Origin of the sequence: Marinobacter sp. EhC06 (assembly GCF_001650915.1) — a bacterium.
Taxonomy (GTDB): domain Bacteria; phylum Pseudomonadota; class Gammaproteobacteria; order Pseudomonadales; family Oleiphilaceae; genus Marinobacter.
On the sequence record NZ_LXYO01000023.1, the window covers coordinates 826003 to 841033 of the forward strand.

At 59.7% G+C, this 15031-nt stretch carries 13 protein-coding genes; 7 read left to right on the forward strand and 6 right to left on the reverse strand.

Annotated elements, in window-relative coordinates; translation table 11 throughout:
- Nucleotides 1-117: 117 nt before the first annotated feature.
- On the forward strand, nt 118-951 hold the full coding sequence (locus tag A8B84_RS13635; RefSeq protein WP_064229683.1) for a polyphosphate kinase: 834 nt from the start codon (nt 118-120) through the stop codon (nt 949-951).
- Between the two features lie 17 nt (nt 952-968).
- The gene (locus A8B84_RS13640) at nt 969-2240 is read left to right on the forward strand and encodes a D-amino acid dehydrogenase (protein WP_064229684.1); all 1272 of its coding nucleotides are present in this window, start codon (nt 969-971) and stop codon (nt 2238-2240) included.
- 103 nt (nt 2241-2343) lie between these two features.
- Here the strand turns inward: A8B84_RS13640 and A8B84_RS13645 are convergent, their stop codons facing one another.
- The gene (locus A8B84_RS13645; RefSeq protein ID WP_064229685.1) at nt 2344-3087 is read right to left on the reverse strand and encodes a tRNA/rRNA methyltransferase; all 744 of its coding nucleotides are present in this window, start codon (nt 3085-3087) and stop codon (nt 2344-2346) included.
- Here A8B84_RS13645 and A8B84_RS13650 point away from each other — a divergent pair.
- Nucleotides 3086-4360, forward strand: a complete 1275-nt coding sequence (locus A8B84_RS13650) for a methyltransferase (protein ID WP_064229686.1) — start codon at nt 3086-3088, stop codon at nt 4358-4360. The genes A8B84_RS13645 and A8B84_RS13650 overlap by 2 nt on opposite strands.
- Here the strand turns inward: A8B84_RS13650 and A8B84_RS13655 are convergent.
- The 3 genes from A8B84_RS13655 to A8B84_RS13665 all read right to left on the reverse strand — a co-directional run bounded on the left by A8B84_RS13655 (nt 4317) and on the right by A8B84_RS13665 (nt 8555).
- Nucleotides 4317-4796, reverse strand: coding sequence for a DUF4124 domain-containing protein (locus tag A8B84_RS13655; protein ID WP_064229687.1), 480 nt, complete (start codon nt 4794-4796; stop codon nt 4317-4319). The two genes, A8B84_RS13650 and A8B84_RS13655, sit on opposite strands and share 44 nt — an antisense overlap.
- A 77-nt stretch (nt 4797-4873) precedes the next feature.
- Nucleotides 4874-6073 (reverse strand): OmpA family protein, encoded by a 1200-nt coding sequence (locus tag A8B84_RS13660; RefSeq protein WP_064229688.1) that lies wholly within the window; start codon nt 6071-6073, stop codon nt 4874-4876.
- A gap of 160 nt (nt 6074-6233) precedes the next feature.
- On the reverse strand, nt 6234-8555 hold the full coding sequence (locus tag A8B84_RS13665; protein ID WP_064229689.1) for an ATP-dependent helicase: 2322 nt from the start codon (nt 8553-8555) through the stop codon (nt 6234-6236).
- 190 nt (nt 8556-8745) lie between these two features.
- On the opposite strand from A8B84_RS13665, the gene A8B84_RS13670 reads away from it, so the two are divergent.
- The 3 genes from A8B84_RS13670 to A8B84_RS13680 all read left to right on the forward strand — a co-directional run bounded on the left by A8B84_RS13670 (nt 8746) and on the right by A8B84_RS13680 (nt 11860).
- Nucleotides 8746-9123 carry a DUF2237 family protein gene (locus A8B84_RS13670; RefSeq protein ID WP_064229690.1) on the forward strand — a complete coding sequence of 126 codons (378 nt, stop codon included), beginning with the start codon at nt 8746-8748 and terminating at the stop codon, nt 9121-9123.
- On the forward strand, nt 9123-11282 hold the full coding sequence (locus A8B84_RS13675; RefSeq protein WP_064229691.1) for a tRNA(Met) cytidine acetyltransferase TmcA: 2160 nt from the start codon (nt 9123-9125) through the stop codon (nt 11280-11282). Before A8B84_RS13670 ends, A8B84_RS13675 begins: the two co-directional genes overlap by 1 nt.
- 80 nt (nt 11283-11362) lie before the next feature.
- The gene (locus A8B84_RS13680) at nt 11363-11860 is read left to right on the forward strand and encodes an ankyrin repeat domain-containing protein (RefSeq protein WP_064229692.1); all 498 of its coding nucleotides are present in this window, start codon (nt 11363-11365) and stop codon (nt 11858-11860) included.
- Between the two features lie 10 nt (nt 11861-11870).
- Here the strand turns inward: A8B84_RS13680 and A8B84_RS13685 are convergent, their stop codons facing one another.
- Entirely contained in the window at nt 11871-12974 is a 1104-nt protein-coding gene (locus A8B84_RS13685; RefSeq protein WP_064229693.1) for an enoyl-CoA hydratase/isomerase family protein, read from the reverse strand.
- Between the two features lie 219 nt (nt 12975-13193).
- Between A8B84_RS13685 and A8B84_RS13690 the strand changes: the two genes are divergently transcribed.
- The gene (locus tag A8B84_RS13690; protein WP_053113218.1) at nt 13194-13529 is read left to right on the forward strand and encodes a c-type cytochrome; all 336 of its coding nucleotides are present in this window, start codon (nt 13194-13196) and stop codon (nt 13527-13529) included.
- A gap of 24 nt (nt 13530-13553) precedes the next feature.
- Here the strand turns inward: A8B84_RS13690 and ppnN are convergent, their stop codons facing one another.
- Nucleotides 13554-14936, reverse strand: a complete 1383-nt coding sequence (gene ppnN, locus A8B84_RS13695; RefSeq protein ID WP_064229694.1) for a nucleotide 5'-monophosphate nucleosidase PpnN — start codon at nt 14934-14936, stop codon at nt 13554-13556.
- Between the last annotated feature and the right edge of the window lie 95 nt (nt 14937-15031).

Sequence of the window (15031 nt, forward strand, 5' to 3'; positions counted from 1 at the left end):
CACTCCATCGCAACCTGCGTCCAGGCTGCTATTCTGTGAATTCAGGCTCACAAGTTTACCAGCTTGTTCGATTGTTGACCTGTATTACCTCCATAGGGAGTTGCACGGAGCACCTTGATGAAGCTGTCGGCGTTTGCCAGTACTTTTCTTTTCGACCCCGGAAAGCCCCGGTTCCGGGATTACCCGACGTTGCTGGATAGCGATGAAACGGAGCTGCCGGGACTGGAGGCCAGCCTGGAACAGATTGGCGAATATCAGCGCCGGCTCTGGGCGAATCGGGCCAGGGCGGTTTTACTGGTCACCCACGGCCCGGATACCAGCGGCAAGGACAGCCTGATCCGAACCCTGGCGACCTTTGCAGACCCCGCCGGCTTCCATGCCTGGTCGTTTAGCCGGCCCAAGGGCCCTGAAATCCGGCACGACTTTCTCTGGCGGGTCACGCCCTTTCTGCCTGGCTTTGGCGAGATGGTCGCCTTCAATCGCAGCCATCATGAGGCTGTGATCGCCGAGCGGGTATGGCCGGTCCATGAGCCTGACAGTTATAACTGGGAGAACCGTTACCGCTCCATCCGGAACTTCGAGCATCATCTGGTGGAAGAGGGCACCACGATTATCAAGATTTGGCTCAACCTTTCGGAAGACGAGCATCGTCAGCGCCTCCTGAAACGCCTGGACAAACCGCGCAAGCGCTGGAAGTTTGATCAGTCGGATATCGACGGCTGGGAGAAGCGTCGCCAATACGAGTCCTTTGCAGAAGAGGCCCTGGCCGCGACTCATACAGAGCAGGCGCCCTGGTTCATCGTGCCGGGTGACCGGAAACCCCAGGCCCGTGCCATTGTTGCGGCAGTGCTGGCTGAGCAGCTGAAGCAGTTGGCGCCGGATTACCCGAAAGAAGATGAGAACGTCTTGAAAGAATACCGGCACCTGTTGGCAAAAAACGGCGTGAAATAAACACAGTGGAGGAATGCATGCACATTGTTGTAGTCGGTGGCGGCGTGGTGGGAATGACCACGGCCTACGAGCTGAATCGCCGGGGCCACCAGGTGACTGTGCTGGAGCGCCATTCAATGGCCGGCAACGAGACCAGCAAAGCCAATGCGGCACAGCGATCCTATGGCGTGGTCTACCCCTGGGCCGATCCCTCAATTGTGTTCAAGGCCATACCCTGGATCCTCAAGCAGGACGGCCCTTTGAAACTGCGGTTTCCGCCGTCTGTGGAAACGCTGAAATTCATGTTCGCCACCCTCCGTTACGCCTGGTCGCCGGGCCTGTTCGGATTGAATCGCCGGGCCATGTTGCGGCTCGGTATCCACAGCCGGGAACGGTTCCTGGCTCTGGAAAAGGAGCTTGATCTTGCCTTCGACGGGGACCATCAGGGCCTGCTGCACCTGGCCAGCACCCCGGAGGCGCTGGAAGGCTACCGAACAACCCATGAACTTCTTAACGAACTCGGGATTCCTTCCCGTTTACTCACACCGGAAGAGGTACGCGAGGCCGAACCCGGCATGGTCGGCAACGGCCCGCTCTATGGTGCCCTGAGCTACGACACCGACGGCACCGGCGATTGTCACCAATTCTCCCGGGAGCTGGCGAAGGCCTGCGAAGCCAAGGGAGTGGTCGTTCGCTACAACGTGGAAGCGGAAAAGCTGATTGCTGATAACCACAAGGTCAGTGCAATTTCAGTCAGGACAAGCGATGGGGGTATGGAAACTCTGGAAGCGGATGCGTTCGTGATCAGCGCCGGCTGTTGGTCCAATCATCTGGTTCAGCCTCTAGGCCTGGAACTGCCCATTTATCCGGTGAAGGGCTACAGCCTGACGGTTCCCATGAAAGATTCAGAGCGAGGCCCCAACTCCACAATCCATGACGACAACTACAAAGTCGTCGCTACCCGTTTGGGAAATCGCTTGCGGGCCACGGGTTTTGTCGAGCTGGCGGATTTCAACCGGGATATTCCCGAAGCCCGACTGGCAACGATCAGAAAGTCGGTCGAATCCCGGTTCCCAGGTTGTGCGGATCTTGATGCCGCCGAAACCTGGACCGGCTTTCGCCCCATGACCCCGGATGGGCCAGCCATTATCGGGCGAGGTCCCCGACAGAATCTTTATCTCAATACCGGCCACGGCACCTTCGGCTGGACCCTGTCCGCCGGCAGTGCCGATGTTATCGCCCAGGTAATCGAAGGCGAGGAACCCGCCATCTGCCTAGATGCCTTCCGCCCCGCAAGATTCCAGGAGTAATCTCAATAAACCAGTGCGCGCAAAAGGCCTGGGAACCGGCCGGATAAGCCCTCCCGGGATCGTCGAAAACATGGATGTTTTCGTCGAGCGTACATGGACGTATTTACAGCGTATCCCGGGAGGGCTTATCCGGCTGGCTCTTTCTCCGAACTTGGTGCGCCTTAGGGGAAAGCACGCGCTCAATGTTCGAGCACAGCGTATGCACAAACCCTACATCCCGATCAGACAACAAGGGCAACCGCTCGAAAACCCACTGGGACAGTTTTCCCTCAGGCGGTGTATCCAGCTCCGGTAGCAGAGTTTCGAGCCGACCGCGGAGGGCGCCAAGACGATTTTCGTCGGCAGGCTCAGGCTGGCTATCCATCGCTTCCGAAAGCCCGGACATTTCCCAGGCATAGAGCATCACCGACTGGGCAAGGTTCAGGGAGGGGTAGGCGACCTTCATGGGGATGCCGGTGAGCAGATCGCACAGCGCCAGCTCTTCATTGGACAGCCCCCGATCTTCCCGGCCGAACACCAGTGCTGCGGTTGCTACGGAAGCCTCCTTGGTGGCCAAAACCTTCCGCAGATCCGAGGGGCCGTGCCAATCCTGGCGCTGATGCCGCGTCTTGGCGGAGGTTCCCATCAGCAGGTCTACGGAGTTTCTTACCGCAGAGAGATCGGGGAAAATGCGCGCATTGTCCAGGATGTGGTCGCTGCCATGGGCCAGCCAGTGGGCTTCCGGGCGGGTGTGCAGGTCGGAATTGACCAGCCAGAGCTCGCCAAAGCCCATGGTGCACAGGGCGCGGGCGGCTGCGCCGACATTTTCCGGAACCTTGGGTTCAACAAGTACAAAGGCCAGTTGCATGACGTTACCTCCGGCGGCGAGTTTACACCACGGCGCGGAATCTTTTTACCAGCGGTGGCAGCAGCTGAACGACTGGCTGGTGCTGCACCGGGAGTTCTGGCAACCGGCGCCGTTCATGACCCCGGAACCGGCCTGGGCAAAAGTTTATCCGCAACTGACCGCGATGCTGGCGGAGCTAACCGATGCAGAATGCCAGCATCTGGATGACGCCCCCATTGAGCTGGCCGCGCGAGCGTCCCGGTGGCTGCCGTCGCTGGAGGCTTATGCCGACCTGGTGCAGCTGCCGGAGCTTTTGCCATCAGCCGAGAAGGCATTGGAGGCGACCCTGCCGGAAATCCGGGCCACGGATATGCCCGGCCGGAAGCGACTGCAGTCGGGTGCTTTTGCCGCCGCACTGACGCCTCTGGAACACTCCGCCCTGGATTGGTGTTGCGGCAAGGGCCATCTGTCCAGGACGCTGGCGCCGTTTTGCCCTGGTGAGATACAGGGTCTCGAGTGGAATCCGGAACTGGTGCGTGACGGCAACCGGCTGGCCCAGCACTTCGGGGATCGGGTGTCGATCGGCTGCCAGGATGTCATGGCGGCGGAACTGGCGCTTCCTGGCAATCACCATGGTGTTGCGCTCCATGCCTGCGGCGACCTGCATAGACAGCTTCTGAAGCGGGGTAGCGAGGCCGGGTTGCCGAGGCTGAGTATTTCACCTTGCTGCTACCACCTGACCGACCAGACTATTTACCGGCCTCTTTCCAGACGGGCGTCGGGTTATCAGAAGGTGCTGCAACCGGGCCGAAACGACTTGCGGCTGGCGGTCCAGGAAACGGTAACGGCGCCTGCACGCGTGCGTGAGCAGACCCGGCGTATCAGCCAGTGGCGCCTCGGGTTCGATGGCCTGCAGCGGTTCCTGCGAGGGCATGACGAATACCTGCCAGTGCCTTCACATCCTGCCCGGCTGCTGAACGAAGGCTTCCCGGCCTTTTGCCACTGGGCGGCGGCAAAAAAACACCTGGAGTTGCCCAACAGCCTGGACTTTGATCACTGGTTGGCATTTGGTGAGCGTCGGCTGGCAGAGGTTCGCCGCCATGAGCTGGTCCGGCATCTGTTCCGGCGCCCGCTGGAACTCTGGATGGTGCTCGATTACGCGATCTATCTGGAGGAGCAAGGCTACCGAGTACGTCTCGGCCAGTTCTGCGACCGGGCGCTGACGCCCCGTAATCTGCTACTCGATGCCGTCAGGGTTTCCGATACTCTACCCGTTCAACACAGCCATCCCTGAAATACACATAGGTCAGCTCATAAAGCGCGCCGTAATAGCGGGTCTGGTAGATCCAGACTTCCTGCGGGCTGGTGTAGGTTTCAGGCGGATTGCCGAAGGCCCGGCGAACATGCTCCCGGGTCATGCCCCGGACCACCTGCTCGCGAACCAGATAACGGCGAAGATCGGTGGAATTGATAAACCGGCAGGTGCCGGCCTCTTCCTCGGGTTCTGACTCTTCGGCCTGTTCTCCGGGATCAGGTGCCTCTTGTGCCGGCAGGTTTTGATCAAAGCTGCCGCCAATGCGGTTGTCCCGTAACTCAATCGATTCGGCATCCTCTCCACAGGGCTGGCCGGAGAACACCGTATTGCCGTCTTTTTCGCAGCGAAAAACCTGGGCCTGTGCCGGCACTGCCAGAGCGGAGAGGGTAAAGAACAGGGCAATGGCTTGGAGCATCGGTCCCTCGCGTGTTTTCAGAAACAGAAAAGGCGCCCGAAGGCGCCTTTTCAAACTACTCAGATTGCGATCGTTGCTTAACGGCGAATCTGAATGCGCGCTTCAACCCGGCGGTTCTCAGCGCGGCCTTCCGCGGTGTTGTTCGAGGCAATAGGCGCTTCCTCACCGTAACCTACGGCGTTAACCCTCGACGGATCAACTCCCAGAGGGCCGGTCAGGCGTTCGGCAACGGCTTCGGCCCGACGCTGTGACAGTGCACGGTTGTAGTCGGCAGCACCACGGCTGTCGGAGTGGCCGGCGATTTCCACGATGGTTTCAGGATTCTCACTCAGGAAATCAGCCACCCGGCGAATCTCTGAATCGAAGGAATTGCCGATGACAGAGCTGTTGGTTGGGAACTGCACTTCGATGGTAAACGTCTCGATGGTTTCGACAACTCCCTCACAGCCGGTTTCGTCGACTTCAGCGCCGGCGGTAGTGTTCGGGCACAGATCCTGGCTGTTCACGACACCATCGTTATCGCTGTCCAGTTCGCATCCACGGTTGTCCACCTCAGCCCCGCGGGGAGTGTTCGGGCAGTCGTCGCGGCTATCCACAACGCCATCGCGATCGGCATCCGGTTCGCAACCGGTGCTGTCAACGACTGTCCCTGCAGGAGTGCCGGGGCACTGGTCCCGGGAATCGGGAACACCGTCCGCGTCGGAGTCCGCAGGTTGAGGTGCGGCCTGGGCAATGGTCCGGGTGAAGGCGAAGCTGATACCCAAAGAAACCTGTGTATCGAAGGTGCTCTCGTCAATACCGTGGAACTCACGCAGATCGCCACGCAGTGATACGGCGTCGCTGATGTTGTAGCGGAAGCCGGTACCCACGTTCACCCGGGTTTCGTCATGGTTGCTACCAGCGGTTCGGACACCACTGTTGTCAGAACCAAAATCGGCATTGCCGGCGCCCAGAGACACATACGGGTTCCAGGCCTCGTCCGGACCCGCAAAGTAATAGGTGCCATCGACCCTGACTTCCTCAAATTCGGATTCACCTGCCACGTATTTGCGATCAGCATCGGCACGTGAGTAGAGCGCCTCAACCGACCAGTGGGGGCGGAAGCGGTACTCAACACCAACACCGAAGGTGCCGGTCTCGCTCAGGTCGCGCTTGTCGTCAAACAGCTGGAAAGCGGCAAACGGGTTGATGTAGACGGTTTCCTGACGGTCGGCCATGGCCGGGGTTGCCAGAGTGGCGGCGAGGACCGCCGCGGAAATCGGACGCATGACGTTCATGCAGAACCTCCTGTTCATTGTCGTTTTGGTACAACACCACTTCATGAAAAGTGCTTGTATACCCGGAATTTAGGCTAGTAGGCCAAAAAAGACAAAAAAATGATACGGATTGTTACGTCCGCAATTGTACCCAGTTGACCTTTACGTGCCGGAAGTCGTTTCAGGCCAGAGCGGAAAAATACAGATGCGCGCTCTTCTTACTGAAGTTGAGGATCTCGCCGTTGTCGAAGTGCACTTCGAACGAACTCTCATCCTCGGCAACCACCGACCCGGGGCCGAAAATCGCGTGGCTAAGACGCTTCTGATGCCAGAGCGGTTCCATCGAACTTGCCGATGTTGCCGCCTGGCCTTCCAGGGTGACGCTCTCCCGGTCGGCATAGCGCTGGCTGACCGGCGTGAGGGGAGCGGTCAAGCGGATGGTTGAAGTTTCGGCCGGGATTCGTTCATCCAGCCAGCGCCCGAACTCCTCGGCCAGGGAGAAGCAGAATTCTTCCACAAAACGGCTCGGGCCCAGATCGCCGTCCAGATGCGGTTGCTTGCTCGCGGGTCGGGTAATCAGATGCAGCTGTTGGCGGGTTCGCGTCATCGCCACGTAGAGCAGCCGCCGTTCACTCTCCAGAAATCCTCTGGCATCGTCCTGGGGCCGCGGGCTGTAGGGCAGGTATTTCTCCTGCAGGCCGGGAATAATCACGGTCGGCCATTCCAGACCTTTGGTGCGATGAATGGTCGAGAGCAAAACGCCCCCCTGTTGCTTTTCCCCTGCCTGTTGTTTCAGGGCTTTCAGATGCTCCAGGGCACCCTCGGCGGTGACATCCAGGCTTTTCAGGTATTGCCGAAAGCCCTGCACGGTATCAATCCGCTCCTCGGCGCTCTCATGGGTCAGGGCCAGGCTGCGGATGCCTTCGTAGAGATCGGTGTGTTCGGCATAGACACTGATCAACCCGGCCACCGGGCCCCCATAGCTGCGCAGTTGAGCAAGCACCTCGCCCAGCTTGCGCAACTTGCGGGCCGCCATGGGTGCCAGGGCGTCGAAATCCATGGCCAGCAACCGCTCGTGCCAGCCGCCGGAAAACCCGGCCAGGAACCGCGCCAGTTGCTCGAGCTCGGGCTCTTTCAAGCCAACGTGGGGGAAGCGCAACAACTGCCGTGCCAGTTCCAGCCGATCCTCGTCCGGCAGATTCTCCAGTTTGCCGGTCACCACCATTAGCAACGCGGTGATCGCCTGCACCTCCCGGCTGAACAGGGCGCCCTTGCCGGCATCAATCCGGTAGGGAATCTGCCTGGCCAGCAATTTCAGCTCGATGGGGACACTCTGGCTCCAGACCCGGAACAGGATGGCCGTTCCGGCTCGAGCCGGTTCCGACTGGCCCTGAAGAATCTGCAACACCGTATCGGCATCGCTCTCCGCCCGATGCAGGGTGATCTCCGTGCCGGGCGTGGAAGGGTGGGAATGGCAGAGCACATCCTTGCGTCCGGTGTTGTGGCAGATCAGATGGTTTGCCAGCAACGCCACCCGGTGGCCGTAGCGGAAGGTGTAACTGAGGGTCTGCTCCAACGGGCTTTCGAACTCATCGCTGAACCGCTTGAGGATAAACTCGGGCTTCGCGCCCCGGAACTCATAAATCGTCTGGTCCGGGTCGCCGACCACCGTCACCCGGGCCCGGTCCCCGGCCACGTACCGCAACAGCAGATGCTGGATCTCATTGGTGTCCTGGTATTCATCCACCAGAATCAGATCCATCTTGTTGCCCACCAGCCGCTGCAACGGAGAATTCTGGTGAATCGCCATCACCGGCTCGTACAGCATGTCGGCATAACTGATCCGACCCTGGCTTTTACGCCACTGCTCAAAGCTGTGGAACAGATCAATGAGGTACTTGTGCTTGTCCGAATACCCCAACTCCTCAAACACGATCTCCGCCGGCGACAGCGTTGTCTTTACCAGGTCAATAAACCCCGTCGCCGTCTCGACAAAATCCTTCTTGTTGCGCCGGATCTCATCCGCCAGATCCTCCGGCGCCAGCCGACGGGTTAACTGCCAGGCCTGAAAACTGATCTCCTGCTCGGTCAGAATCTTGTCTGAAAACCCCGGCAGATAACCCTCTCGCACAAACCGTTTGTACAGCCGCAAGCCCATGGCGTGATAGGTCCGGATCTCCGGCAACGCCAGCCCGCTCTGAGCACACACCTCCTGCAGCTTGCGCTCGAAATCCACCCGGGCGCTGCGGTTGAACATCAACACCAGCATCCGGTCCGGATCATGCCCCTGTTCCAGCAGATACCGAATCCGCCACGCAAGCGTCGACGTCTTGCCACTGCCTGCCACGGCGGTAATCACCGAATGCTCATAGCCGGCGGTAATAATCGCCCGCTGTTCATCGGTGAGGTAATCCGGAAGGTTGGTGGTATCAGAAATTTGGGGTTCGGTCGGCATGGCCGGTATTGTAACGGCCTGCTGGTAGAGCGGATACCGCTGCCGCATAATTGAAAGTCCTCATTATGGCCGTTGGACTATAACTCACAGGTACGACAGTGAGTTGGGATAAGCCTTTCCAAAACTGTGCGGAGCCATGGATGGCGGAGCCCAAGCGCCACATGGATGTGCCGCAAGGAGCGTGTTTTGGAAAGGCTTATCCCAACTTACTGCCCCCGAAACTTGAAGGTCTGGAAAAATGGAAATAGCAGAATCAGTAAACGTACTGGGCGAAAAACTGGAAACCTGCGGCAAAGACCCGATTACCGGCTTCTACCGCGATGGCTGCTGCAATGTAGGCCCCGATGACTTTGGCCTGCACGCCGTCTGCGCGGTAGTCACTGCCGAATTCCTCGAATTCTCCAAAGCCCAGGGCAACGACCTCAGCACCCCCAGGCCCGAATTTGGCTTTGAGGGACTGAAGCCTGGCGACAGCTGGTGCCTGTGCGCCGCCCGCTGGCAGGAAGCGTTTGAAGCCGGCAGCGCGCCACGAGTGCGCCTGCGTGCCACCCACCAGGCGGCCCTGGAAAAGTGCGCCCTCGATGACCTCAAAGCCCACGGTGCCGACCTTAGCTGATGAGCCATCGCGGACCCGAAACTGCGCCGGACGCGGCGGCGTGGCGCGCCCTGCAGGCCAGCCTTGCCGCCAGAGGCGAACGCCGTCTGGTTCTGCTGGAGGGCAATCGGGAAAACAACCTCAGATGGCTTTCGGGCCTGCTGCCTGAGCTCGAACTTCAAACCGGCGTCTGGACCGGTCCGGCAGATCGGAGCCCTGATCCCCGCCTGACCCGGATCGTATCCACCGAGGCCCGACAATGGCTCGGCCGTGAAGTCTCCATGATTGTCTGGGACGGCTGGCAGGGAAACCCACCGGATGCCTTCGCTGCACTCTCGGGCGCGTTGACCGCCGGCGGCCTGCTGTTCTGGTTGATGCCGCCGCTGGATGACTGGCACCGGTTTGCCGATCCGGATTACCACAGAACCGGCCTGGACCATGGCGGGGAACATCCCTTCGCTGCCCGGATGGCCGACGTTCTCGCCGACCATGAAGCCGTGATCCGTATATCCACCGGCAGCGCGACATCGCCCTTGCCGGCCATGCCCCTCGTACCGGAGCAAAGCTTCCGAATTGGAACAACCCGCGATCAGGAACAACTGATCCAGCGTCTGGTCCGGTTTGGCCTCGGCCGGAGACGTCGGCCGCTCGTTGTCACGGCAGACCGGGGCCGGGGCAAGTCCGCCACTCTGGGTATGGCGGCGGCGGAATTGCTGGAGAAAGGCAGGCAGGAAATCGTTGTTACTGCGCCATCGCAACAGAATGTAGAGGCTCTGTTTCGCCACGCCCGCGAAGTTCTGGCAGATCAGCTGGATGAGGTGAACGCCGAGACGCTGACAACCCGCTCGGGCGGGCGCCTGAGGTATGTTCCTGTTCGGGAACTCCTGGCCTTGCGACCGGAGGCAGAGGTGGTTCTGGTGGACGAGGCTGCGGCCCTGCCAGCACCTCTGCTGAAATCGGTTTTGCTGGGCTGGCCCAGGGTAGCGTTCTCAACTACGGTCCATGGCTACGAAGGAGCCGGACGTGGCTTTGCCATTCGCTTCCGACAGGTGTTGGAGCAGTCAACGCCCCATTGGCAGTCGGTAACGCTGACCGAGCCGGTGCGCTGGTCCGGGAGTGATCCATTGGAGGCCCTGATCTCCCGGCTCTTTCTTCTGGCCGCAGATGGCAGTGGTTCAGCCGCCAAAACCGAAAGCAGAACCGGGGAGCTGGTTATCGAATCCTGGCAGCCGGCAACCGCCGGTGATGAGCCGCTGTCGAACGCCTTTGGTTTGCTGGTGGATGCCCATTACCGGACCAGCCCTGCTGATCTTCGGCAATGGCTGGACGACACGGCCGCCCGGACCTGGCGGGCGCGGATTGGCGACCGGACGGTTGGAATACTCTGGTGTGCGCTTGAAGGTGGGCTTTCGCCTGAGCTGGCTGAACAGGTCAGCCTGGGTACCCGTCGCATTCGCGGCCATCTGCTGCCGCAATCTCTGGCCAGTCACAGCGGCTACCCGGAAGCCGCCGCCCTGAAGGCGCTCCGGGTTGTCCGCATTGCAGTATCAGATGACGCCAGGCGGTCAGGTATTGGCCAGAGCCTGGTGGAGGCTGCAAGGGCGTACACCATTGAGCAGGGTGTTGATTACCTGGGAACCAGTTTTGGTGGCAGCGCCGAGCTACTGGCGTTCTGGCAGGCCTGTGGTCTTCATGTGGTCAGGGTGGGTTTGCAACAGGAGGCTTCCAGTGGTGAGTATCCGTTGCAGATGATCAAAGGCATCTCGCAGCCCGGCCTGGAAATGGAAGGACGTATCCGCACCCGACTGTCTGGCCACTGGCTTACCCTGGTGCCCGACAACTGGCATGGTCTGCAACCGCAAATGCTCGCGGATATAACGGCAGACCAGCCTCCGGGGCTGGCGTTGGATGCTGATGATCTGCGGGATCTTCGCAATTTCGCCAACGGTCACCGGGGCTTTCAGGTGATGGTGCCAGTGTTGCGGAAGCTGAGCCAGGCGCCGGGTATCATGGCCTGGCTGAGGGATCAGGACGGGCTGACCTTGTGGTGCCGTAGCGTGCTGCAGGGCCGCTCATGGTCCTCGCTCCAGGCAGAGAAACTCTGCCTTGGTCAAAGAGAAGGTGAGGATCACCTGCGGCAGTTGGTTCGCGATCTATTGGAAAATGGCCCGGGTTTGTGACCCGCTCGATTTAATTTCCAGTGGTGCCTGCCCAGAATGGGCCCAGCGATTCTTCCACCCCTTCACAGAGACTGTTTGCTATGGCCAAGGGAACCGGCGCCCTCCGTTTTTTGCTGATTTTGCTTCCGCTTCTTGCTTTCCTGTCTGCCTGCGCTTCCCCGAACCAACCGGTTGCTCTGAGCCCCGAGGCTCTCGCCGAGGCGGATGCACTTCTGATTACAGCGGCCGGGAATGGTGAAAAGCGGCGCGTGGAGCTGTTGTTGTCCGCCGGTGCGGATGTAAATACCAGTGACCAGAATGGTTATACCCCCGTTATGCGGGCGGCAGAGAACGGCCATCTGTCAGTGGTGAAGCTATTGGTGGCAGCCGGTGCCAACGTCAATGTCAGCCAGGGGGGTGAATCCCTGTTGATGAAAATCGTGGCCAATGGTGATTTGCTGACCGCAGAAAGGCTGGTGGCGGCCGGGGCCGATGTGAATTACCGGGCCAGGGACGGTCAGACCGCGCTGGACATCGCCCGGGCCACCAATAACCGGGATCTGGAAATGCTGCTGGTGCAGGCGGGCGCGCAACTCTAGTTCCCGAACGCTATTCCAGCCCCATCGGATCGGTTTCGTCATCCCACTCCGGAATGAAATGGGCCGCAACGACATCCTCTGGTACATCGGCAATCGCCGGGTAACTCCATTTTGGCTGGCGATCCTTGTCGATGGCCAGGGCCCGTATGCCCTCGGCCAGGTCCGGCCGGCGGATGCATTCCGAGACCATCGCCAGCTCCATTCGGAAGGCGTCCTTCAGGGACATCTGCTGTGCTTTTTGTAGTTGTGTCCAGACCAGCCAGGCCGACACGGGGCATCCGGTTCTCAAAGTGTTCATGCAGGCATGCCACCAGTCGCAGTCCACCTCCGCCGTGAGCAACTGATCGACGATCTCCGGCAGTTCATCGCCGGCGCTCAGCCGGGCAATCCGCTGTTCGTGTTTTGCAAGATGGCTGGGTGGCAGTGCCCGGTAATCCGGTGTCTGAATCTGATTGAGCAAGCGGAAAAGGCGGTTGTCGTCGGCAGCGGTTTGCCCGGTCCAGCGTTCCGACGCCAGTCGGTCCAGCAGACGGCCCCGGTCTTCCGGCAGAATGGCCATGTCCGCAAGGCCGACCCGAAGTGCATCGCTTACGTTCAGGCGAGCACCGGTCAACCCCATGAACAGGCCGAGTCGGCCGGGCAACCTTTTCAGAAACCAACTGGCGCCCACATCCGGAAACAGGCCGATGGTGATCTCGGGCATTGCCAGGGTGACATCCGGTGTCACCAGCCGATACCGGCAGCCGGCAAATACGCCAAGTCCACCGCCCATCACCACGCCGTGGGCAATGCCAAGCACAGGTTTCGGGAACCGGTGAATGCTGTAGTCCATCCGGTATTCGCGGTTGAAAACGCGCGCTGGTTCTTCCCGGTCCCGGGAGGTGAGCATGGTATCGTAAAGTTCCCGGATATCACCGCCGGCGCAGAAGGCTTTCTCGCCCGCCCCCTGAATCACCACGATGCAGATCCGGTCATCGTCGGCCCAGCGGTCAAGGATTTCCTGGATCTGCTCGATCATGTGCTCGGAAAGTGCGTTGAGCGTGCCTGGGGAGTTCAGCGTCAGAACACCAATATGGCCTTCGCGACAGGCAAGTTCCTGGGCCTCTACAGACATTGACGATATCTCCGGAGAATTAAAACAATCTTGGATTCGGAATCGAACGTACTTTCACCTTATTAGCCAGAACAGAAAAGAGGACGAACGTCGAAAAGACGTCCTTGACCTATCGCATTTGAGGTTCCCCGGCTCTGTGCTATAAGTGCTAGTCAGTTTACTGTCCGGCTTCCGAACCGGTCTGAAAATCTTGAAAACGATGATGAGAGGGTAATGACAATGAATCTGAAACACTACGCTGTTGCGGGAATTTTTGCGCTTGGCGCTGCTGTACCTGCAGTAGTCTCTGCCGCGGATGCCGAAGCTGGCAAGGCCAAGGCGGCGGTCTGTGCTGCGTGCCACGGCCAGAATGGTCTTGCGCAGATCCCGACCTATCCGAATCTGGCGGGCCAGAATGAGCAGTACCTGGTATCGGCCCTGAAGGCGTACAAGAACAAGCAGCGTTCTGGTGGCCAAGCCGCGATCATGCAGGGTCAGGCTGCTGCCTTGAGTGACACGGATATCGCCAATCTGGCGGCCTATTACGCCAGTCTTCCCGCAGACGGCGGCAAGTAAGCTCTACAGTGTCAGCGAGGCGGCTCAGGCCGCTCCGCTGACGATGCGATAGCTCGGTCTGTAGGCCGAAGAGCCCGGCAGTTTCATCCGGTTCTGGGCTACAAACTGTTCAAGCATGGCCTCGAGCGGTTTGATCAGGCTGGGATCACCGGCAATCTCGAACGGTCCCTTCTCCTGCACCTGCCGTATACCACCCTCCTTGACGTTCCCTGCCACGATGCCACTGAATGCCTTGCGCAGATTTGCGGCGATCAGGTGTACTGGTTGGTCCCGGTGCAGTTCCAGCGCCCGCATGTTGTTGTGATTTGGCTCGAAAGGTAACTGGAACACCGGGTCAATCTTCAGCATCCAGTTGAAGTAATAGGCGTCCTGCATGGCGCGCCGGAAGGTCTCAACCTCTTTCATGCCCTTTTTCATGGTCTGGGCCACGCGCACCGGATCGTCGATGATGATTTCGTATTTGCTTGCGGCTTCGTCCCCAAGGGCGTTCCGGATGAACTTGTCGATCATCTCGAAATATTCCGCGTTCTCCTGCCGGCCGGTAAACACCACCGGGAAGGGCAAGTCGGCATTGTCCGGATGCAGCAGGATGCCCAGCAGGTAGAGAATTTCCTCAGCGGTGCCGACACCACCCGGGAACACAATGACCCCGTGACCACAGCGGACGAAGGCTTCCAGGCGTTTCTCAATGTCCGGCATGATCACCAGTTCATTGACGATGGGGTTGGGGGCCTCCGCACCAATAATGCCCGGCTCGGTGATGCCAATGTAGCGGCCGTCTTTTACCCGCTGCTTGGCGTGGCCAATGGTGGCGCCTTTCATGGGCCCCTTCATTGCCCCCGGACCACACCCGGTACAGATGCTCAGGGCCCTGAGCCCCAGTTGATGACCGACATCCTTGCTGTACTGGTATTCGTCATGGCCGATCGAGTGGCCACCCCAGCAGACCACCAGATCCGGCTGTCTTCCCGCCTGAAGAACCCGGGCGTTGCGCAGGATGTGGAACACATAATTGGTCAGGTCTTCCGGGTCGTCCCGGCGAAAACCTGCGGCTGACTGGGGAATAGAATGGGAGTAGATGATGTCTCTGAGAACCGAGAACAGGTGCTCACGGATCGCCCGAAGCATCTGTCCATCAACGAACGCATGTGCGGGCGCATTGATCAGTTCCAGTTTCAGGCCCCGGGGCTGCGGCACCAGGCGGACATCAAAGTCAGCATGGGATTCCATCAGTGCCTGACAGTCGTCGGTTTCTACCCCGGTATTCAGAACCGCCAGGGCACATTGGCGAAACAGCCGATACAGGCCTCCCTCGCTGCGATCCTTGAGGCGGTTGACCTCATGATTGGAGAGAATTTCAAGGCTGCCCTCGGGGGAGACCAGGGCATTGATGGTGGTTTCCTGCATTAACGGTGAAACTCCTGGATGTTGCGGGAATGCCCGATTTTGAGGCACGCAGTCAAAAGGGTAGACTAAGGCCTTTCAGTACAATACGCCACCCG